Origin of the sequence: Pseudomonas sp. Leaf59 (assembly GCF_920984685.1) — a bacterium.
Lineage (GTDB): Bacteria > Pseudomonadota > Gammaproteobacteria > Pseudomonadales > Pseudomonadaceae > Aquipseudomonas.
Genome location: NZ_CAKLBR010000004.1, coordinates 87,146 through 108,230, shown reverse-complemented (window position 1 = coordinate 108,230; position 21,085 = coordinate 87,146). Strand labels below are relative to the sequence as shown.

Below are 21,085 nucleotides of genomic sequence, written 5' to 3'. Positions count from 1 at the left end.
AAGGCGTCCTGACCCCTTATACGGCCATCAGGTCCTTTTCTTTCTCGTCGGTAGCCTTGGTGATCTGCGCCTCGGCATCCTTGGTCAGCTTGTCGATATCGGCGACGGCACGACGTTCTTCGTCTTCGCTGATTTCCTTGTCCTTGACCAGCTTCTTCAGGTCACCCAAGGCATCGCGACGGATGTTACGCACGGCAACGCGCGCATCTTCTGCCGCGCTACGCGCCTGCTTGGTGAAGCCCTTGCGGGTCTCTTCGGTCAGCGCCGGCATGGAGATCAGCAGCAACTCGCCCAGGTTGGTCGGGTTGAGGTTCAGGCCGGCGCTCTGGATGGCCTTGTCGACGGCGCCGAGCATGTTGCGCTCAAACGCCACGACCTGCAGGGTGCGCGAGTCCTTTACGGTGATGTTGGCCACCTGAGTGATGGAGGTGTCTGCGCCGTAGTACGGCACCATCACGCTGCCCAGAATGCTTGGGTGAGCCTTGCCTGTACGAATCTGACCAAATGCATGGTTCAGGGAGTCCAGGGATTTCTGCATACGCTCTTGAGCGTCTTTCTTGATTTCGTTGATCATTGTTGGCCTTCCTCGATCAGAGTCCCTTCCGCGCCGCCGTGTACGATGTTCAGCAGGGCGCCGGGCTTGTTCATGTTAAATACGCGCAGCGGCATTTTGTGGTCGCGGCACAGGCAAATAGCCGTCAGGTCCATCACGCCCAGCTTGCGATCCAGCACTTCATCGTAGGTCAGATGATCGAACTTCTCGGCATGCGGGTCTTTGAATGGGTCTGCGGTGTACACACCGTCCACCTTGGTGGCTTTGAGCACCACGTCGGCATCGATTTCGATGGCACGCAGGCACGCCGCCGAATCGGTGGTGAAGAACGGGTTACCGGTGCCGGCGGCAAAGATCACCACCTCTTTGGAATTGAGATGGCGCATGGCTTTGCGGCGATCATAGTGATCGGTCACGCCCACCATGGAAATAGCCGACATCACGATGGCCGAGATATTGGCTCGCTCCAGCGCGTCACGCATGGCCAGGGCGTTCATCACAGTGGCCAGCATGCCCATGTGGTCACCGGTCACACGGTCCATGCCGGCCGCACTCAGCGCGGCACCGCGAAACAGGTTGCCGCCGCCGATCACGAGGCCGACCTGCACACCAATGCCAACCAACTGGCCGACTTCCAGCGCCATGCGGTCGAGCACTTTGGGATCGATCCCGAACTCTTCCGAGCCCATCAGGGCCTCGCCGCTGAGCTTGAGTAGAATGCGTTTATAGCGAGCCTGATAACCACTGCCCTGCTGAGCCATTGCGAATCTCTCCTGCGGCGTATTTTTTAAAAATTCTTGGCGAGCCGTTTACGGCTTGCGTTCACTCTAGCTGGACGCTGTCACAGCGCCATCGGAACACGGCTTTGTAAGCCAGTTCCGAAGGGAAGCCAAATTAAATCGGCCTGCCCATTTGAAAAGAGGCTGCGCGCGTGAGCGGGCAGCCTCTTTCGGGCGACAGTTGAAACCTGTCTTATTGCTTGGCGGCAGCCAGCTGGGCAGCAACTTCTTCAGCGAAGTTGTCGACCGGCTTCTCGATGCCTTCGCCTACCTTGAAGTAAGTGAAGGAAACGATTTCGGCACCGGCTTTCTTGGCCAGCTCGCCAACCTTGATTTCAGGGTTCTTGACGAACGCCTGCTCAACCAGGCTTGCTTCGGCCAGGAACTTGCTGATACGGCCTTTGACCATGTTCTCAACAATGTTTTCTGGCTTGCCTTTGATTTTTTCTTCGTTCAGCTGCAGGAACACAGCTTTTTCACGCTCGATGGCTTCGGCAGAAACTTCCGAAGGCAGCAGGAACTCAGGGTTGCTGGCAGCTACGTGCATAGCGATGTCCTTGGCCAGCTCAACGTTGCCGCCTTTGAGCACAACGGCAACACCGATCTTGTTACCGTGCAGGTAACCACCGACAACATCACCTTCAACGCGAACCAGGCGACGGATGTTGACGTTTTCGCCAACCTTGCCGACCAGTACCAGGCGATCCGCTTCCTGAGCTTCGATCAGCGGAGCGACGTCAGTCAGTTTGTCGGCGAACGCTTTTTCAACGCTGGCGGCAACAAACGCCTTGAAGTCATCCTGCAGGGCCAGGAAGTCGGTCTGCGAGTTCACTTCCAGCAGCACGGCAGATTTGCCGTCTTCCTTCAGAGCGATCGCGCCTTCAGCGGCCACGTTGCCTGCTTTCTTGGCAGCCTTGATGGCGCCGGAAGCACGCATGTCATCAATGGCTTTTTCGATGTCGCCGTCAGCCTTTTCCAGGGCTTTCTTGCAATCCATCATGCCTTCGCCAGTACGCTCACGCAGTTCTTTAACCAACGCTGCAGTAATTGCTGCCATTTTCAAATTCCTCTTGGATAGGTTTTCAACCATTCCACCCGATCGAACGGGGGATCAATTCTTCCCGAATCACCGTCGCAGGCCGCTGCACGTTACAGTTGCACTGTTGCGCTGCCACAAGTGGGCGCCGACAAACGGTTTCCGAGGGGGCAAAAAGGGGGCCAAGCCCCCTTTTTGCTTACTGAGTCAACGCCAGGGCGTCAATTACTCAGCTGCGGCTACCGGAGCTTCTTCAACGAACTGCTCGGTGCCACCAGCAACGTGGTTGCGACCACGGATAACAGCGTCGGCCATCGAACCCATGTACAGCTGGATAGCGCGGATTGCGTCATCGTTGCCCGGGATGATGTAGTCAACGCCTTCCGGGCTGCTGTTGGTATCGACAACGCCGATAACCGGGATGCCCAGCTTGTTGGCTTCGGTGATCGCGATGCGCTCGTGATCAACGTCGATCACGAACAGTGCGTCAGGCAGGCCGCCCATGTCCTTGATACCACCCAGGGAACGATCGAGCTTTTCCAGATCGCGAGTGCGCATCAGCGCCTCTTTCTTGGTCAGCTTGGCGAAAGTACCGTCTTCGGCTTGCACTTCAAGGTCACGCAGACGCTTGATGGAAGCACGGATGGTTTTGAAGTTGGTCAGCATGCCGCCCAACCAGCGGTGATCGACGTACGGCGAACCGCAACGTGCTGCTTCTTCAGCAACGATCTTGCCGGCGGAACGCTTGGTGCCGACGAACAGAATCTTGTTTTTGCCCTGGGCCAGGCGCTCTACGAAGGTCAGTGCTTCGTTGAACATCGGCAGGGTTTTTTCAAGGTTGATAATGTGAATCTTGTTACGCGCGCCGAAAATGTACTTGCCCATTTTCGGGTTCCAGTAACGGGTCTGGTGACCGAAGTGCACACCGGCCTTCAGCATATCGCGCATGTTGACTTGGGACATGATAGTTCCTTAATAAGTCGGGTTTGGCCTCCACGTATCCCAATGACCAACCAGCGGCATCAAGGCCTCCGGCACCCAGGTCATCGTGTCGACACGTGTGTGGATTTAAGCTCTGCGGGGTATCCCCGGAAAGCGGCGCATTTTATACCACGGCGAAGACGAAAACGGAACTCGAAATCACATCCGGCCTGCGCAACCCGACTGTAACCCTTTGAATAGCGCCAATTTACCCCCACCTTATAGACAGAAGCGATCATCAGGGGCTCATGATTTGCCGCCCGCGTCTGGTAGAATCGCGTTTTTTGCGGCTTGTGCGAACTCTGTAACCTTTTATCGCACGCCCTTGAACCGTATTGATTTCAGCGCGTTGCGCTAAAGAGAGCCTGTATGACCGTTAGTTTGAAAACCGCCGAAGACATCGCCGGCATGCGCATCGCCGGCAAGCTGGCTGCGGATGTGCTGGAAATGATCGCCGAACACGTCAAGCCCGGCGTCACCACCGAAACCCTGAACCAGATCTGCCACGATTACATCGTCAATGTACAGGGCGCCATCCCCGCACCGCTCAACTACAAGGGTTTCCCCAAGTCGATCTGCACCTCGGTCAACCACGTGGTGTGCCATGGCATCCCGGGCGACAAACCGCTGAAAGACGGCGACACCCTGAACATCGACGTCACGGTGATCAAGGACCGCTACTTCGGCGACACCAGCCGCATGTTCCATGTCGGCAACGTGCCGGTCTGGGCCGAACGCCTGTCCCAGGTGACCCAGGAATGCATGTACAAGGCCATCGAGATCGTCAAACCCGGCTGCCGCCTGGGCGACATCGGTGAAGTGATCCAGAAGCACGCCGAAAAGAACGGCTTCTCGGTGGTCCGTGAATTCTGCGGCCACGGCATCGGTACCGTGTTCCATGAAGAGCCGCAGATCCTGCACTACGGCCGTGCCGGCACCGGCATGGAGCTCAAAGCGGGCATGACTTTCACCATCGAACCGATGATCAACCAGGGCAAGGCCGACACCAAGGTGCTGGGCGACGGCTGGACGGCCATCACCAAGGACCGCAAGCTTTCGGCCCAGTGGGAACACACCTTGCTCGTCACCGAGACCGGCTACGAGATCTTCACCCTGCGCGCCGACGACACGATTGCACGCGTCTCGCCATAAGGCTTGCGCTGGTTTTCCCACGTTGCGTGCGACTCAATAGATAGAAAGGAAAGCCGATCGATGCCCCAGGTGGATCCCGAACTCTTCGACCGTGGCCAGTTCCAGGCCGAACTGGCCCTGAAGGCGAGCCCCATCGCCGCGTTCAAGAAGGCCATCCGCCAGGCCCGCGAAGTGCTCGATGCGCGCTTTCGCAGCGGCCGGGACATTCGTCGACTGATCGAGGATCGCGCCTGGTTCGTCGACAACATCCTGCAAAAGGCCTGGGAGCAGTTCAGCTGGAGCCGCGAGGCGGATATCGCCCTGGTGGCAGTCGGCGGTTACGGGCGCGGCGAACTGCACCCCTACTCCGACATCGACCTGCTGATCCTGCTGGACAGCGACGACCATGAGATCTTTCGCGATTCCATAGAGCGCTTTCTCACCCTGCTGTGGGATATCGGCCTGGAAGTCGGTCAGAGCGTGCGCTCGGTGGCCGAATGCGCCGAAGAGGCCCGGGCCGACCTGACCGTCATCACCAACCTGATGGAAAGCCGCACCATCGCCGGCCCCGAGCGTCTGCGCCAGCGCATGCTGGAAGTCACCAGCACCGCGCACATGTGGCCGAGCAAGGAGTTTTTCCTGGCCAAGCGCACCGAGCAGAAAGCCCGGCACCACAAGTACAACGACACCGAATACAACCTCGAGCCCAACGTCAAAGGCTCGCCGGGCGGGCTGCGGGATATCCAGACGATTTTGTGGGTAGCGCGGCGCCAGTACGGCACCCTGAACCTGCGCGCCCTGGCCGGCGAAGGCTTCCTGGTCGAAAGCGAAAACGCCCTGCTGGCGTCGTCCCAGGAGTTTTTGTGGAAGGTGCGCTACGCGCTGCACATGCTCGCCGGGCGCTCGGAAGACCGCCTGCTGTTCGACCACCAGCGCTCCATCGCCACCCTGCTCGGCTTCGAGGGCGAAGACGCAAAGACCAGCATCGAAAGCTTCATGCAGCAGTATTACCGGGTGGTGATGAGCATTGCCCAACTCAGCGACCTGATCATCCAGCACTTCGAAGAAGTGATCCTCGCGCCCGAGGATGAGGCGCCGCCGCAGCCCATCAACTCGCGCTTCCAGTTGCACGACGGCTACATCGAGGCGCGCAACGACAACGTGTTCAGCCGCACCCCGTTCGCCATGCTCGAAATCTTCGTGCTGATGGCCCAGCAGCCGGAGATCAAAGGCGTGCGCGCCGACACGATTCGCCTGCTGCGGGAAAACCGTCACCTGATCGATGACGAGTTTCGCAACGACATTCGCAACACCAGCCTGTTTATCGAACTGTTCAAGTGCAGGATCGGCATCCATCGCAACCTGCGGCGGATGAACCGCTACGGCATCCTCGGGCGCTACCTGCCGGAGTTCGGTTTTATCGTCGGGCAGATGCAGCACGACCTGTTCCACATCTACACCGTCGACGCCCACACCCTCAACCTGATCAAGCATCTGCGCAAGTTGCAGTACACCCAGGTGTCGGAGAAGTTTCCGCTGGCCAGCAAGCTCATGGCCAAGCTGCCCAAGCCGGAACTGATCTACCTCGCCGGCCTGTACCACGATATCGGCAAGGGGCGGCATGGCGATCACTCGGAAATCGGCGCGGTCGACGCCGAAGCATTCTGCCAGCGCCACCAGCTGCCGCTGTGGGACAGCCGCCTGATCGTGTGGCTGGTGCAGAACCACCTGGTGATGTCGACCACCGCCCAGCGCAAGGACTTGTCCGACCCGCAGGTGATCCACGACTTCGCGCAGATCGTCGGCGATGAAACCCACCTCGACTACCTGTACGTGCTGACTGTTTCCGACATCAACGCCACCAATCCGACGCTGTGGAATTCCTGGCGCGCCAGCCTGTTGCGCCAGCTGTACACCGAGACCAAGCGCGCCCTGCGCCGCGGCCTGGAAAACCCGGTGGACCGCGAAGAGCAGATCCGTCGCACCCAGAGCGCGGCCCTGGACATTCTGGTGCGCGGCGGCAACGACCCGGACGACGTCGAGCAACTGTGGTCGCAACTGGGCGACGATTACTTCCTGCGCCACACCGCCGGCGATGTGGCCTGGCACACCGACGCGATCCTGCAGCAGCCGGCCGATGGTGGCCCGCTGGTGCTGATCAAGGAAACCACCCAGCGCGAATTCGAGGGCGGCACGCAGATCTTCATCTATGCGCCCGACCAGCACGACTTCTTCGCGGTAACCGTGGCGGCCATGGACCAGCTCAACCTGAACATCCATGACGCCCGGGTGATCACTTCCAGCAGCCAGTTCACCCTCGACACCTACATCGTGCTCGACACCGAGGGCGAGTCCATCGGCGACAACCCGGCGCGGGTGAAGAAGATCCGCGATGGCCTGACCGACGCCCTGCACAACCCGGACGATTACCCGACCATTATCCAGCGCCGGGTGCCGCGCCAGCTCAAGCATTTTGCCTTTGCGCCCCAGGTCACCATCTCCAACGATGCGCAGCGCCCGGTCACCGTACTGGAACTCAGCGCGCCCGACCGCCCCGGCCTGCTGGCGCGTATCGGCGGGATTTTCCTGGAGTTCGATCTGTCACTGCAAAATGCCAAGATCGCAACGCTCGGCGAGCGCGTGGAAGACGTGTTCTTTATTACCGACGCCGACAACCAGCCGCTGTCCGACCCGGAACTGTGCCTGCGCCTGCAGGCGGCGATCGTGCAGCAATTGAGCGTGACCCAGGAGCCCGGCGTTGAGCTGACCCGCCTGACTATTTGAGCCATGCCGGGATCATGTGGGAGGGGGCTTGCTCCCGATAGCAGTGGATCAGATAAAAATCAGCTACTGACACACCGCAATCGGGAGCAAGCCCCCTCCCACAGTGGATGTTCCCCGGCAACCAGACCGCGTGCCGACAACCGAATTTGACGAGACTTGCAATGAACAACGCCCTGAACCAGCTGCAGCCCTACCCGTTCGAGAAACTGCGCGCGCTGCTCGGCAGCGTCACGCCAAACCCGGACAAGCGCCCGATTGCCCTGTCCATCGGCGAACCCAAGCACACCTCTCCCTCCTTCGTGGCCGAGGCGCTGAGCAACAACCTCGACCAGATGGCGGTGTACCCGACCACCCTGGGCATCCCGGCACTGCGCGAAGCCATTGGTGCCTGGTGCGAACGTCGCTTCAATGTGCCCAAGGGCTGGCTGGACCCGGCGCGCAATATTCTGCCGGTCAACGGCACCCGTGAGGCGCTGTTCGCCTTTACCCAGACCGTGGTCAATCGCAGCGACGACGCGCTGGTGGTGAGCCCGAACCCGTTCTACCAGATCTACGAAGGCGCCGCGTTCCTCGCTGGAGCCAAGCCGCATTACCTGCCGTGCCTGGATCAAAACGGCTTCAACCCGGATTTCGACGCGGTGCCACCGGACATTTGGAAGCGCTGCCAGATCCTCTTCCTGTGCTCCCCAGGCAACCCGACCGGCGCACTCATCCCGGTCGACACCCTGAAAAAACTCATCGCCCTGGCCGACGAGTACGACTTCGTCATCGCCGCCGACGAGTGCTACAGCGAACTCTACTTCGACGAGCACACCCCGCCACCGGGCCTGCTCAGCGCCTGCGTCGAGCTGGGTCGCCAGGATTTCAAGCGCTGCGTGGTGTTCCACAGCCTGTCCAAACGCTCCAACCTGCCGGGTCTGCGTTCCGGGTTCGTGGCGGGCGATGCCGACATCCTCAAGGCCTTCCTGCTGTACCGCACCTACCACGGCTGCGCGATGCCGGTGCAGACCCAACTCGCCAGCATTGCGGCCTGGCAGGATGAGGCCCACGTGCAGGCCAACCGTGATCTGTATCGCGAGAAATTCGACGCGGTGCTGGCCATCCTCAAGCCGGTGCTGGACGTACAACACCCGGACGGAGGCTTTTACCTGTGGCCGAATGTGCAGGGGGACGACGCCGCGTTCTGCCGCGACCTGTTTGTGCAAGAGCATGTGACCGTGGTGCCGGGCTCATACCTGTCGCGGGAAGCGGACGGCGTAAACCCTGGCGCCGGTCGCGTACGCCTGGCGCTGGTGGCACCGCTGGCAGAGTGCGTGGAAGCAGCGGAGCGGATTCGCGATTTCATTCAGCGCGCCCGGTAATCCCTTTCAAATCCCGCGCTGTGCAATGCAGTGCGGGGTCAATTTTCCCTGGGAACCAATTGAACCCTGCCTTCCACTACTCGGTACCTTATTCCGAGCGTAGAAAGCATGAGTTTCCCTATTCAAGTATCGACCTTTACTCCTCACCCATCTGACATGCATAGAGAAGCTTCAGCCTCCGAACATGTATCTCGAACCAAAAGAGGCGTTGCGGACACGGGTAAGAGATGGCCTGACGGCATTGTTAATATCGCATTGGACCTGAGAGACAACAGAAGTAAGGCACTGGTAATCGACGCACTCAGGGAATGGGCTCATCACACCCCCGCACTGCAGTTCAACGTTGTCGACGGCAAGGAAGGCGACATTCGAATCAGCGATGACGAGGGTTTGCAGGGTAATTGGTCGGAGATCGGTACCGACGCAGAAAACACGCCGTTGGACGAGCCGACGATGCACCTGGACAGGAATGACGACTCGGCAGTCTTTCGCACGACGGCCTTGCATGAAATCGGGCATGCCCTGGGAATGGAGCACGAACACCAACACCCGGCTAACACGATCAACTGGGACAAGGACTACGTCTATAAGTCCATGAGTGACAGCGAAGGCTGGGATGCAGATACGGTTGAGATCAACATGTTTAGTACTCATACCGGACCCGATCTACTCCTGTCCCCCTACGACGACCGATCAATCATGCACTACCACATTAATGTCGGCGAAACTATCGATGGAAAAGCAGTGCCGCCAAACTACTCATTATCCAAGGGAGACCAGGCAATCATTCGCACGCTTTATACGCCCAGCCGCTTTAAAGGCAGCGACGCCAATTCAACTGCCTACCGGTAGACGTTGCAGCTATCCAGGCCTGACTGTCCCCAGATTCGCTTCACTCATATCCAGTTCCGCCAACACCTCCCTCAACACGTCATCACCAATCTGGTGAAGACGGCTCAGACGGTACAATTCAAGGCGCTGCGCACGCAGGGCCTTGAGGCGCAGCTTGCGTTCAAGCTGGTCCATTTGCAGCGCCAAAGCCTGGGCTTCGGCGGAGTCGTTGAACACTTCCAATTGATGGCGATACTCCGACATCAACCGCGCCCGCAACTCGGTCGCCAGGGCTGCCTTGGCGGCATCCGCAGGGTCCGCTTCGGCGGATTCCTCGGCTTCAAGGGCATGGATCGCCGCCACAGCAGTTTTCTTCCAGGCCTCGCGCACTTCGTTGTGGCGTTTTTCATCCGGGCTCTTTTCGATACCCCGCAACAGCAGGGGCAAGGCAATGCAGGCTGCGACCAGCGACAACAGAATCACCCCGGCCGCGATGAAGATCAGCAGGTCGCGCTCGGGAAAATCCTGACCCGGCGCCAGCAGCAAGGGCACCGACATGACACCGGCCAGGGTCACGGCGCCGCGCACGCCGCCAAAGGTCAACAGCCAGCACGAGCGCGCGGTCGGCACCTGGGTCAGCTCACCTTTCCCACGTATACGTCGGAGCAGGACTGACAGGCGCCAGATGCTTTGCACCCAGATAAAGCGCAACACCACCAGCACCAGGAAGATCGCAATCACGTCCAGACAGCGGTACAACAGGGTTGGCCACACGGTCGGCTCATGGCTGACAACAGCCTTGATGATGTCCGGCAGTTGCAGACCCAACAGTAGAAATATCAGACCGTTGAAGGCGAATTCCAGCAACGACCAGACGCTGCGATTGAGCAGGCGCGTACTGGTCTGGCGCGGCAGCAGGTCAAGCCAACTTTGCATCATGCCCGCCGCCACCGCCGAGAGGATGCCTGACGCGCCCAGGCGCTCGGCCAATACGTACGCGGCAAATGGCAGCAGCAACATGAACACCACATGGGTGGCCGGATCGTCCCAGCCGCGCGCGATCATCCAGGCGCGCAGACGGCCGACCAGCCAGCTCAACGCCACACCCACTGCCAGGCCGCCCACCGCCACCAACACAAACGTCAGACTGGCGTCTGCGAGGGAAAACACCCCGGTCAACGCCGCCGCCAGGGCGAACTTGAAGGTCACCAGGCCCGACGCATCATTCATCAGCGCCTCGCCCTGCAGCATGTGCATAAGCGGCTTGGGCAGGCGATTCTGGGAAATGGCCGACACGGCTACCGCGTCCGTTGGTGATAACACCGCCGCCAACGCGAAGGCCGCCGGAAGCGGGATCGCAGGCAACAGCCAATGAATGAAATAGCCCGCGCCCACCACGGTGAACAGCACCAGCCCCACGGCCAGCGTCAGGATCGGTCCGCGCAAGCGCCACAACTCGCGCTTGGGCATGCGCCAGCCATCGGAGAATAACAGCGGCGGCAAAAACAGAAACAGGAACAGCTCCGGGTCCAGCGCCACATGCAGCCCCAGCGTCGGCCAGGCCAGCAATGCGCCGGCGGCAATCTGCACCAGGGGCAACGGCAGGGGGATGACACGTCCGACGAGACGCGAAACGCTGACCAGCATCAGCAGGATAAGCACGGTGTAAGCGGTTTGCATAAAGCGGGGTTCCCGGACAATCGACTTGCAATGACACACATCAGGCAACAATTGGCAGTTGAAGTGCCATATTAGCTGCCTATGCTGCGCTGGCTTGTGCACAAAAGTCCTACAGCACCCAAATCCGCTGGGCATGGCATAATCCGCGATCATTCGGTTTCATTAGTCCAAAAGGGGGCAATTCCTTGACCGATTCAAGCAAAACGTTGCACCTTTTCGGCATCAAAGCTTGCGACACCATGAAAAAGGCGCGCACCTGGCTCGACGAGCACGGCGTCACCTATCAGTTCCACGATTACAAAACGGCCGGTATCGACCGCGAACATTTGACCCAATGGTGCAATGAGCACGGTTGGCAAGTGGTGTTGAACCGTGCGGGCACCACCTTTCGCAAACTCGAAGACGAACGCAAAGCCGATCTCGATCAGTCGAAAGCCATTGAATTGATGCTCGCACAACCCTCGATGATCAAGCGCCCGGTGCTCGATCTCGGAGACAGAACCCTGATTGGCTTCAAGCCAGAAAGTTATTCGGCGGCCCTCAAGTAGGCCAGCCTTCCATTTTTGTAGAGGTAACAGCATGTCCCATTCCCTGTTCAGCCTGGGCTTCGGCGTAGGCACTCAGAACCGCCAGGGTGCCTGGCTGGAAGTGTTTTACGCACAACCCCTGCTCAACCCGTCGGCCGAAATCGTCGCGGCCATCGCGCCAATCCTCGGTTACACCGAAGGCAACCAGGCCATCACCTTCACCGTGTCCCAGGCTCTGCAACTGGCCGACGCGCTTAAAAGCGTCGACACTGCACAGGCCGCGCTGCTGAGCCGCCTGGCCGAGAGCCACACGCCGCTGGTCGCCACACTGCTCGCCGAAGACGCCGCGCTCACGTCCACGCCCGAGGCGTACCTCAAGCTGCACCTGCTGTCCCACCGCCTGGTCAAGCCCCACGGCCTGAGCCTGGCGGGTGTGTTCCCGCAGTTGCCGAACGTGGCGTGGACCAGCCAGGGCGCGATCGACATCAATGAACTGGCGGAGCGCCAGCTGGAAGCGCGCCTGCGTGGCGATCTGCTGGAAGTGTTCTCGGTGGACAAGTTCCCGAAAATGACCGATTACGTGGTCCCGGCCGGCGTGCGTATCGCCGACGCCGCACGTATCCGTCTGGGCGCGTATGTGGGCGAAGGCACCACGGTGATGCACGAAGGTTTCGTCAACTTCAATGCCGGCACCGAAGGCCCGGGCATGATCGAAGGGCGTGTCTCGGCTGGCGTGTTCGTCGGCAAGGGCTCGGACCTGGGCGGCGGTTGCTCCACCATGGGCACGCTCTCGGGCGGCGGCAATATCGTGATCAAGGTCGGTGAAGGCTGCCTGGTCGGCGCCAACGCCGGTATCGGTATTCCACTGGGCGACCGCAACACCGTGGAATCGGGTCTGTACGTGACCGCCGGCACCAAGGTGGCACTGCTGGACGAGCAGAACCAACTGGTCAAGGTGGTCAAGGCGCGCGAACTGGCCGGCCAGCCTGACCTGCTGTTCCGCCGTAATTCCGAGACCGGTGCCGTGGAGTGCAAAACCCACAAATCGGCCATCGAACTGAACGAAGCGCTGCACGCTCACAACTAAGCAGCCACTCGATGCCACTGGCGGGCCGCGCCCTCGGGGTGCGGTTCGCTTATACGAGTCTTGACCACCATGCTTGTGCCCTCCCCCTGGCGCGCCGATTTCCCGGCCATTGCCACCCTGCAACGGCAGGACCAGACCTATCTGGACAATGCCGCCACCACACAAAAACCCCAGGCCTTGCTGGATGCGATCAGCCATTACTACACCAATGGCGCCGCCAATGTGCACCGTGCCCAGCATCTGCCGGGGGCCCATGCCACCCAGGCGTTCGAAGACAGCCGTCTGAAGGTCGCGCAGTGGCTCAACGCAGGCGACAGCGGGCAAATCGTGTTCACCCATGGCGCCACCTCGGCGCTGAACCTTTTGGCGTATGGCCTTGAGCACTTGTTCAATGCAGGCGATGAGCTGGTCATCAGCGCCCTGGAGCATCACGCCAACCTTTTACCGTGGCAGCAGCTGGCCAAACGCCGCGCGCTGAAACTGGTGGTATTGCCGCTCGATGCAGCCGGTGTGATCGACCTCGACGCCGCCGCCGAACTGATTGGCCCGCGTACGCGGCTGCTGGCTGTGAGCCAGTTGTCCAATGTGCTCGGCACCTGGCAACCCCTGCAACACTTGCTGGCACTGGCCCGCGCGCAAGGTGCCCTGAGCGTGGTCGACGGCGCCCAGGGCATTGTGCATGGTCGCCACGACGTGCAAACCCTGGGCTGCGATTTCTATGTATTTTCCAGCCACAAGCTCTACGGCCCGGACGGCGTCGGCGTGCTGTTCGGCCGCAACGAAGCCCTGCATCACCTGCGTCACTGGCAGTTCGGTGGCGAGATGGTGCAGCAGGCCGAGTACCACGCCGCGAGCTTTCGCCCCGCGCCGCTGGGCTTCGAGGCCGGCACGCCGCCGATTGCCGGCGTGATCGGCCTGGGCGCCAGCCTGGACTACCTGAGTTCCCTGGACCCGCACGCCATCGTCGCCCATGAAGCGGCCCTGCATGACTACCTGCTGCGCGGCCTGCAAGCGCGCAACGGCGTGCGCGTACTGGGCGCGCCGCAGGCAGCACTGGCCAGCTTCGTGGTCGAAGGCGCGCACAACGCCGACCTGGCTCACCTGCTGACCGAACAGGGCATCGCCATCCGTGCCGGCCATCATTGTGCGATGCCGTTGCTCAAGGCCATGCAATTGTCCGGGGCGATCCGCGTGTCGCTGGCGCTGTACAACGACTCGGATGACCTGGAGCGATTCTTCGCGGCGCTGGATCAGGCCCTGGATATGTTGCGATGAGCCAATTGCCGGTGGATGCGGTGGCCGCGCTGCAGGCGTTCCAGGCCGTGGGCAACTGGGAGCAGCGCGCGCGGATGCTGATGCAATGGGGCGAACGGCTGCCGATACTGGCGGAGCAAGACAAGGTCGAGGCCAACCTGGTGCAGGGCTGCGAAAGCCTGGTGTGGTTGGTGGGTCGCTTGCAGGACGGGCACTGGCAGTTTACCGCCAGCAGCGAGGCGCGGATGATTCGTGGGTTGGTGGCGCTGTTGCTGGCGCGGGTTAATGGGCTTTCTGCGGCTGAGCTGCAGGTGGTGGATTTGCCTGATTGGTTCAATCAACTGGGGTTGTCTCGGCAGTTGTCGCCTTCGCGTAGTAATGGGTTGAACGCGGTTTTGCAGCGTATGCGGGCGTTGAGTTGTATGCAGAGTTGAGGGGGACATAACCGGGGGGACATATCCGTTGCTGCGGTAACGGCTGATATGGGTTCCGCCCTTACGGCGGGTCACTTTTGGAAGGACCCAAAAGTAACCAAAAGGTCCTCGCCCCAACACTCGGTGCCTCGCCTAGGCTCGGCATGCCCTCACGCAGGCTTTGGAGCGTGGGCCGCCGCGATGGGCCATCCTTGGCCCAGCGCGGCTAACCCGGCGTCCTGCCGGGTTACCCACGCTCCAAAGCCTGCGTTCGGCCAGCGTGTTTGACGGGGCGCCTCAGATCAAGATCAAGAGCGCGGCGGCCTTAGAGCCGACCGGAATTGGCTGCCGAGCGCTGTACAAAATGTGGGAGGGGGCTTGCTCCCGATGGCTGAGTGTCAGTCAGCTTATGGGTAGCTGACCCACTGCTATCGGGAGCAAGCCCCCTCCCACAGTTGATCTCCATTTGTCTGTTGGATATCACACTGCTTTTGATCTGCTTTGCTTTGGCTTTTGCTTTTGATCGTGATCTCAAGCGCCCCGTTAACCACGCTGGCCGCACGCAGGCTTGAATCCGTGGGTAACCCGGCAGGACGCCGGGTTAGCCGCACTGGGCCAGGGATGGCCCATTGCGGCGGCCCACGGATTCAAGCCTGCGTGCGGGCACACCGAGCCTGAGCGAGGTGCCGAGTGGTGGGGCAAAGCGTTTTTGGTTACTTTTTGCGCTCTTCAAAAAGTGACCCGCCGTAAGGGCGGAACCCATATCAGCCGTTACCGCAGCAACGGATATGTACACCCTTACACCTGCTTAAGACCTACGCTCCGACGGCCTGCGCCCCCCCGCCACAATCTTATCCACCGCCTTGGTCGCCGCCACCATCCCAAACGTCGCAGTCACCATCATCACCGCACCAAACCCACCCGCGCAGTCCAGCTTCACCCCATCGCCGACAAAACTCTTCTGCAAACAGATGCTGCCATCCGGCTTCGGATAGCGCAGTTGCTCACTGGAAAACACACAAGGCACGCTGTAATGACGCGTCACCGTGCGCGAGAACCCGTAGTCACGACGCAGGGTCGAGCGCACTTTCGAGGCCAGCGGGTCGTTGAACGTGCGGTTCAGGTCGCACACCTGAATCAGCGTCGGATCAATTTGCCCACCCGCGCCGCCGGTGGTGATGATCTGGATCTTGCGGCGCTTGCACCAGGCAATCAGCGCGGCCTTGGCGTTGACCGCGTCGATGCAGTCGATCACGCAGTCGATATTCGGCGTGATGTATTCAGCCATGGTGTCGCGGGTCACGAAATCGGCCACTGCATGCACCGTGCACGCCGGGTTGATGCTGCGCAGGCGCTCGGCCATGACCTCGACCTTGGGTTTGCCCACGGTGCTGTCCAGCGCGTGCAACTGGCGGTTGCTGTTGCTGACGCAGACATCGTCCAGGTCAAACAGCGAAATCTCGCCCACCCCGCAACGGGCCATGGCTTCCGCCGCCCAGGAGCCAACGCCGCCGACGCCGACGATCGCCACATGGGCCGCTTTCAAGCGTTCCAGGCCTTCAATGCCATACAAGCGAGCGACGCCTGCAAACCGTGGATCTTCTGTGCTCATGACCATTACCCCAAAAACCGGCGCGCAGTATGGGCTACGCAGCGGCAAGTTTTAAGCGACAACTGACCGGTGAAGAACTTAGTGGGCGTTTCGCTGCCCAAAGTCAGGTTTTTCTCGGCTTGCTGTACGCTCAGGGAAAGGCCGGTGTAGGATGCGCGCCGTTCGGCGTTAGCCGACGCCTCTTTTCGTTCCACACCCTTTGGAACCCGAAATCGCCATGTCATCGCGTAAATTTGGACTCAACCTGGTGGTGGTGCTGGCAATTGCCGCGCTGTTCACCGGTTTCTGGGCGCTGATCAACCGCCCGGTCACCACTCCCAACTGGCCTGAACAGATCTCGGGGTTCTCCTACTCGCCGTTCCAGCAAGGCCAGTACCCGCAGAAAAACCAGTACCCGAGCGACGACCAGATGCGTCGCGATCTCGAAATCATGAGCAAGCTGACGGACAACATCCGTACCTACTCGGTCGACGGCACCCTGGGCGATATCCCCAAGCTGGCCGAAGAGTTCGGCCTGCGCGTGACCCTGGGCATCTGGATCAGCCCGGACCTGGAACGCAACGAGCGTGAAATCCAGCGCGCCATCGAAATCGCCAACAGCTCGCGCAGCGTGGTGCGCGTGGTAGTGGGCAACGAAGCGCTGTTCCGTGAAGAAATCACCCCCGAAGCGCTGATCGTGCTGCTGGACCGGGTGCGCGCCGCCGTGAAAGTGCCGGTGACCACCTCCGAGCAGTGGCACATCTGGGAAAAGAACCCGCAACTGGCCAGGCACGTCGACCTGATCGCCGCGCACATCCTGCCGTTCTGGGAGTTCATTCCGATGGACAAGGCCGGCCAGTACGTACTCGACCGCGCCCGCGACCTGAAGAAACTGTTCCCGAAAAAACCGCTGCTGCTGTCCGAAGTCGGCTGGCCGAGCAACGGGCGCATGCGTGGCGGCAATGAATCGTCCCCGGCCGACCAGGCGATCTACCTGCGCACACTGGTCAACAAGCTTAATCGCCAGGGTTTTAACTATTTCGTGATCGAGGCGTTCGACCAGCCCTGGAAGGTCAGCGACGAAGGCTCGGCAGGCGCCTACTGGGGCGTGTTCAACGCGGCGCGCCAGCAGAAATTCAACTTTGAAGGGCCGGTGGTCGCGATCCCGCAATGGCGGGTGCTGGCGATCGGCTCGGTGGTGCTGGCCCTGCTCTCGCTGACCCTGCTGATGATCGATGGCTCGGCGCTGCGTCAGCGCGGTCGTACCTTCCTGACCTTTATTGCGTTCTTGTGCGGGTCGGTGCTGGTGTGGATCGGCTACGACTACAGCCAGCAGTACAGCACCTGGTTCAGCCTGACCGTCGGATTCCTGCTGGCACTGGGTGCCATGGGCGTGTTCATCGTGTTACTGACCGAGGCCCACGAATTGGCCGAAGCGGTGTGGACGCACAAGCGTCGACGTGAATTCCTGCCGGTGGAAGGTGATTCGGATTACCGCCCGAAAGTATCGATCCATGTGCCGTGCTACAACGAGCCGCCGGAGATGGTCAAACAGACCCTCGACGCCCTGGCCGCCCTCGATTACCCGGACTACGAAGTCCTGATCATCGATAACAACACCAAGGACCCCGCGGTGTGGGAACCGGTGCGCGATTACTGTGAAACCCTCGGCCCGCGCTTCAAGTTTTTCCACGTCTCGCCCCTGGCCGGCTTCAAGGGCGGCGCGCTGAACTACCTGATCCCGCACACCGCCGTGGACGCCGAAGTAATCGCGGTGATCGACTCGGACTACTGCGTGTCGCCCAACTGGCTCAAGCACATGGTGCCGCACTTCGCCGACCCGAAAATCGCCGTGGTGCAATCGCCACAGGATTACCGCGACCAGAACGAAAGCACCTTCAAGAAGCTCTGCTACGCCGAATACAAGGGCTTCTTCCACATTGGCATGGTCACCCGCAACGACCGTGACGCGATCATCCAGCACGGCACCATGACCATGACCCGTCGCTCGGTGCTCGAAGAGCTCGGCTGGGCCGACTGGTGCATCTGCGAAGACGCCGAACTGGGCCTGCGGGTATTCGAGAAAGGCCTCTCGGCGGCGTATTACCACGACAGCTACGGCAAGGGCCTGATGCCCGACACCTTCATCGACTTCAAGAAGCAGCGTTTTCGCTGGGCCTATGGCGCGATCCAGATCATCAAGCGCCACACCGCGAGCCTCTTGCGCGGCAAGGGCACCGAGCTGACCCGTGGTCAGCGCTACCACTTCCTCGCGGGCTGGCTGCCGTGGGTGGCGGACGGCATGAACATCTTCTTCACCGTCGGCGCGCTGTTGTGGTCGGCGGCGATGATCATCGTGCCGACGCGGGTCGACCCGCCGTTGCTGATTTTCGCGATTCCGCCTTTGGCGCTGTTCGTGTTCAAGGTGGGCAAGATCATCTTCCTGTACCGCCGCGCCGTCGGCGTGAACCTCAAGGACGCGTTCTGCGCGGCCCTGGCCGGGCTGGCGTTGTCGCACACCATCGCCAAGGCGGTGCTGTATGGCTTTTTCACCACCAGCATTCCGTTCTTCCGTACGCCGAAAAACGCCGATAACCACGGCTTTTGGGTGGCAATTTCCGAAGCGCGCGAAGAGATGTTCATCATGCTGCTGTTGTGGGGCGCAGCGCTGGGGATCTACCTGGTGCAGGGCCTGCCAAGCAATGACATGCGTTTCTGGGTGGTGATGCTGCTGGTGCAGTCGCTGCCGTATGTGGCCGCGCTGATCATGGCGTTCCTGTCGTCACTGCCCAAACCGGCAGCGGCGCCCGAGCCTGTGCCTGCGGCGTAAAAACTTGCGCAATGCACTAAACGGCGGCCTCTGGTCGCCGTTTTGCTATAAGATAACGGCCGTTTTGTTGGATCAGGCAAGCACCGATTGCCTTATGTGGGAGGGGGCTTGCTCCCGATGGCTGCAAGTCAGTGACATCATTTTGGCTGACTCACTGCAATCGGGAGCAAGCCCCCTCCCACATTGGATCTGCGCCGTTTCAAGTTCTGTATTCCACATTCGTCCTGCGCCCATTACACGCTTCCCGGAGTTTTCCCATGACGGCCCATGCCGACCTTTCGCCGACCCTTCAACTTGCCATCGACCTGATCCGTCGCCCCTCGGTAACGCCGATCGACGCCGATTGCCAGAAGCTGATGATGCAGCGCCTGGGCGACGCCGGTTTTGCCCTGGAGCCGATGCGCATCGAGGACGTGGACAACTTCTGGGCCACCCACGGCCAGCATGAAGGCCCGGTGCTGTGCTTTGCCGGCCACACCGACGTGGTGCCGACCGGCCCGCTGCAGGCCTGGCAGAACGACCCGTTCGACGCGCTGATCGACGAACACGGCATGCTCTGCGGGCGTGGCGCGGCAGACATGAAAGGCAGCCTGGCGGCCATGCTGGTGGCGGCAGAGCGGTTTGTGCAGGACTACCCGGACCACCGTGGTTCGGTTGCCTTCCTGATCACCAGCGATGAAGAAGGCCCGGCGCACCACGGCACCAAGGCCGTGATCGAACGCCTGGCCGCGCGCAACGAACGCCTGGACTGGTGCATCGTCGGCGAACCGTCGAGCACCACCCTGGTGGGCGACGTGGTCAAGAACGGCCGTCGCGGCTCCCTCGGCGCAACCCTCACCGTACGCGGCGTGCAGGGCCATGTGGCTTATCCGCACCTGGCGAAGAACCCGATTCACCTGGCCGCGCCGGCCCTGGCGGAACTGGCTGCCGAGCACTGGGACGATGGCAACACGTTCTTCCCGCCGACCAGCTTCCAGATCTCCAACCTCAATTCCGGCACCGGCGCCACCAACGTGATCCCCGGCGACCTGACGGCGGTGTTCAACTTCCGCTTCTCCACTGAATCCACCGTGGAAGGCCTGCAACAGCGCGTTGCGCAGATTCTCGATAAGCACGGCCTGGACTGGCACGTGGACTGGGCGCTGTCCGGCCTGCCGTTTCTGACCGAACCGGGCGCGCTGCTCGATGCGGTATCGGCCAGCATCAAGGCGATTACCGGTCGCGAAACCCAGGCATCGACCAGCGGCGGTACGTCGGACGGACGCTTCATCGCGACCCTCGGCACCCAGGTGGTCGAGTTGGGCCCGGTGAATGCGACGATCCATCAGGTCAACGAACGCATCCTGGCCAGCGACCTTGATGTGCTCACCGAGATCTACTACCAGACCCTGATCAAGTTGCTCGCCTGATGCTCGCCTGCCCCCTCTGCAGCGCCCCGCTCAACCCGGTGGACAACGGCGTGGCGTGCCCGGCCGGGCACCGTTTCGACCGCGCGCGTCAGGGTTACCTGAACCTGCTGCCGGTGCAGCACAAGAACAGCCGCGACCCGGGCGACAACCTGGCGATGGTCGAGGCGCGTCGCGACTTTCTCAACGCCGGCCACTATGCGCCGGTGGCCAGGCGCCTGGCTGAACTGGCCGCCGAACGCGCACCGCAGCGCTGGGTCGACATCGGCTGCGGCGAGGGTTACTACACTGCGCAGATCGCCGAAGCCCTGCCGAATGCCGACGGTTATGCACTGGATATCTCCCGGGAAGCGGTCAAACGCGCGTGCAAGCGCAACCCCGCCGTCACCTGGTTGATCGCCAGCATGGCCCGTGTGCCATTGGCGTCAGACAGTTGCCAGTTCCTCGCCAGCGTGTTCAGCCCGCTGGACTGGGAAGAGGCCAAGCGCCTGCTCAGCCCCGGCGGCGGCCTGATGAAGGTCGGCCCTACCAACGGCCACCTGATGGAGCTGCGCGAACGCCTGTACGACGAAGTGCGCGAGTACACCGATGACAAGCACCTGGCCCTGGTGCCGGACGGCATGAGCCTGGCACACAGCGAAATTCTCGAGTTCAGCCTGAGCCTGGCCGAGCCCGGGGACCGCGCCAACCTGCTGGCGATGACGCCCCACGGCTGGCGCGCCAGCGCCGAGCGCCGTGCCCGGGTGATCGAAGCGGCCGAGCCGCTGCTGGTCACCGTGTCGATGCGCTACGATTATTTCGTGCTTCAATAACCGACTTTTTCAGCACCCGCGAATGGATT

The 21,085-nt window shown here is 61.2% G+C and carries 17 protein-coding genes; 11 read left to right on the top strand and 6 right to left on the bottom strand.

What is annotated here, in order from left to right; translation table 11 throughout:
* Positions 1–16 precede the first annotated feature (16 nt).
* The 4 genes from frr to rpsB all read right to left on the bottom strand — a co-directional run bounded on the left by frr (position 17) and on the right by rpsB (position 3,331).
* A complete protein-coding gene (gene frr / locus LUB09_RS05755; RefSeq protein WP_003231233.1) occupies positions 17–574 on the bottom strand; it encodes a ribosome recycling factor in 558 nt (185 codons plus the stop codon).
* Entirely contained in the window at positions 571–1,314 is a 744-nt protein-coding gene (gene pyrH, locus LUB09_RS05750; protein ID WP_003189161.1) for a UMP kinase, read from the bottom strand. Before pyrH ends, frr begins: the two co-directional genes overlap by 4 nt.
* A 211-nt stretch (positions 1,315–1,525) precedes the next feature.
* Entirely contained in the window at positions 1,526–2,389 is an 864-nt protein-coding gene (gene tsf / locus LUB09_RS05745; RefSeq protein WP_003231235.1) for a translation elongation factor Ts, read from the bottom strand.
* 204 nt (positions 2,390–2,593) lie between these two features.
* On the bottom strand, positions 2,594–3,331 hold the full coding sequence (gene rpsB, locus LUB09_RS05740) for a 30S ribosomal protein S2 (protein WP_003219330.1): 738 nt from the start codon (positions 3,329–3,331) through the stop codon (positions 2,594–2,596).
* Between the two features lie 387 nt (positions 3,332–3,718).
* On the opposite strand from rpsB, the gene map reads away from it, so the two are divergent.
* From map to LUB09_RS05720, 4 genes are all read left to right on the top strand, one after another.
* The gene (map, locus tag LUB09_RS05735; RefSeq protein ID WP_209989528.1) at positions 3,719–4,501 is read left to right on the top strand and encodes a type I methionyl aminopeptidase; all 783 of its coding nucleotides are present in this window, start codon (positions 3,719–3,721) and stop codon (positions 4,499–4,501) included.
* Positions 4,502–4,561: 60 nt separating this feature from the next.
* Positions 4,562–7,264, top strand: coding sequence for a [protein-PII] uridylyltransferase (locus LUB09_RS05730; protein WP_231421986.1), 2,703 nt, complete (start codon positions 4,562–4,564; stop codon positions 7,262–7,264).
* Between the two features lie 161 nt (positions 7,265–7,425).
* Positions 7,426–8,625: a succinyldiaminopimelate transaminase gene (gene dapC, locus LUB09_RS05725; RefSeq protein ID WP_231421985.1), complete on the top strand. Its 1,200-nt coding sequence runs from the start codon at positions 7,426–7,428 to the stop codon at positions 8,623–8,625.
* A gap of 108 nt (positions 8,626–8,733) precedes the next feature.
* Positions 8,734–9,477 (top strand): M12 family metallopeptidase, encoded by a 744-nt coding sequence (locus LUB09_RS05720; RefSeq protein ID WP_231421983.1) that lies wholly within the window; start codon positions 8,734–8,736, stop codon positions 9,475–9,477.
* Between the two features lie 9 nt (positions 9,478–9,486).
* Here LUB09_RS05720 and LUB09_RS05715 read toward each other — a convergent pair whose 3' ends face one another.
* Positions 9,487–11,136, bottom strand: a complete 1,650-nt coding sequence (locus LUB09_RS05715; protein WP_209989514.1) for a Na+/H+ antiporter — start codon at positions 11,134–11,136, stop codon at positions 9,487–9,489.
* Between the two features lie 185 nt (positions 11,137–11,321).
* Between LUB09_RS05715 and LUB09_RS05710 the strand changes: the two genes are divergently transcribed.
* The 4 genes from LUB09_RS05710 to LUB09_RS05695 all read left to right on the top strand — a co-directional run bounded on the left by LUB09_RS05710 (position 11,322) and on the right by LUB09_RS05695 (position 14,438).
* On the top strand, positions 11,322–11,684 hold the full coding sequence (locus LUB09_RS05710; RefSeq protein ID WP_209989511.1) for an ArsC family reductase: 363 nt from the start codon (positions 11,322–11,324) through the stop codon (positions 11,682–11,684).
* Positions 11,685–11,715: 31 nt separating this feature from the next.
* Positions 11,716–12,750, top strand: a complete 1,035-nt coding sequence (gene dapD, locus LUB09_RS05705; RefSeq protein WP_209989508.1) for a 2,3,4,5-tetrahydropyridine-2,6-dicarboxylate N-succinyltransferase — start codon at positions 11,716–11,718, stop codon at positions 12,748–12,750.
* A gap of 69 nt (positions 12,751–12,819) precedes the next feature.
* Entirely contained in the window at positions 12,820–14,025 is a 1,206-nt protein-coding gene (locus LUB09_RS05700) for an aminotransferase class V-fold PLP-dependent enzyme (RefSeq protein WP_231421981.1), read from the top strand.
* On the top strand, positions 14,022–14,438 hold the full coding sequence (locus tag LUB09_RS05695; protein WP_209989503.1) for a SufE family protein: 417 nt from the start codon (positions 14,022–14,024) through the stop codon (positions 14,436–14,438). The genes LUB09_RS05700 and LUB09_RS05695 overlap by 4 nt, the downstream gene beginning before the upstream one ends.
* A gap of 787 nt (positions 14,439–15,225) precedes the next feature.
* Here the strand turns inward: LUB09_RS05695 and tcdA are convergent.
* Positions 15,226–16,029 carry a tRNA cyclic N6-threonylcarbamoyladenosine(37) synthase TcdA gene (tcdA, locus tag LUB09_RS05690; protein ID WP_209989500.1) on the bottom strand — a complete coding sequence of 268 codons (804 nt, stop codon included), beginning with the start codon at positions 16,027–16,029 and terminating at the stop codon, positions 15,226–15,228.
* 217 nt (positions 16,030–16,246) lie between these two features.
* Here tcdA and LUB09_RS05685 point away from each other — a divergent pair, with 217 nt between their 5' ends.
* The 3 genes from LUB09_RS05685 to LUB09_RS05675 all read left to right on the top strand — a co-directional run bounded on the left by LUB09_RS05685 (position 16,247) and on the right by LUB09_RS05675 (position 21,056).
* Positions 16,247–18,838 carry a glycosyltransferase gene (locus tag LUB09_RS05685; RefSeq protein WP_209989497.1) on the top strand — a complete coding sequence of 864 codons (2,592 nt, stop codon included), beginning with the start codon at positions 16,247–16,249 and terminating at the stop codon, positions 18,836–18,838.
* A gap of 257 nt (positions 18,839–19,095) precedes the next feature.
* Positions 19,096–20,247, top strand: a complete 1,152-nt coding sequence (dapE, locus tag LUB09_RS05680; RefSeq protein ID WP_231421980.1) for a succinyl-diaminopimelate desuccinylase — start codon at positions 19,096–19,098, stop codon at positions 20,245–20,247.
* Complete coding sequence (locus LUB09_RS05675) at positions 20,247–21,056, top strand: putative RNA methyltransferase (RefSeq protein ID WP_231421978.1); 810 nt, start codon at positions 20,247–20,249, stop codon at positions 21,054–21,056. The genes dapE and LUB09_RS05675 overlap by 1 nt, the downstream gene beginning before the upstream one ends.
* The last annotated feature ends 29 nt before the right edge of the window (positions 21,057–21,085 follow it).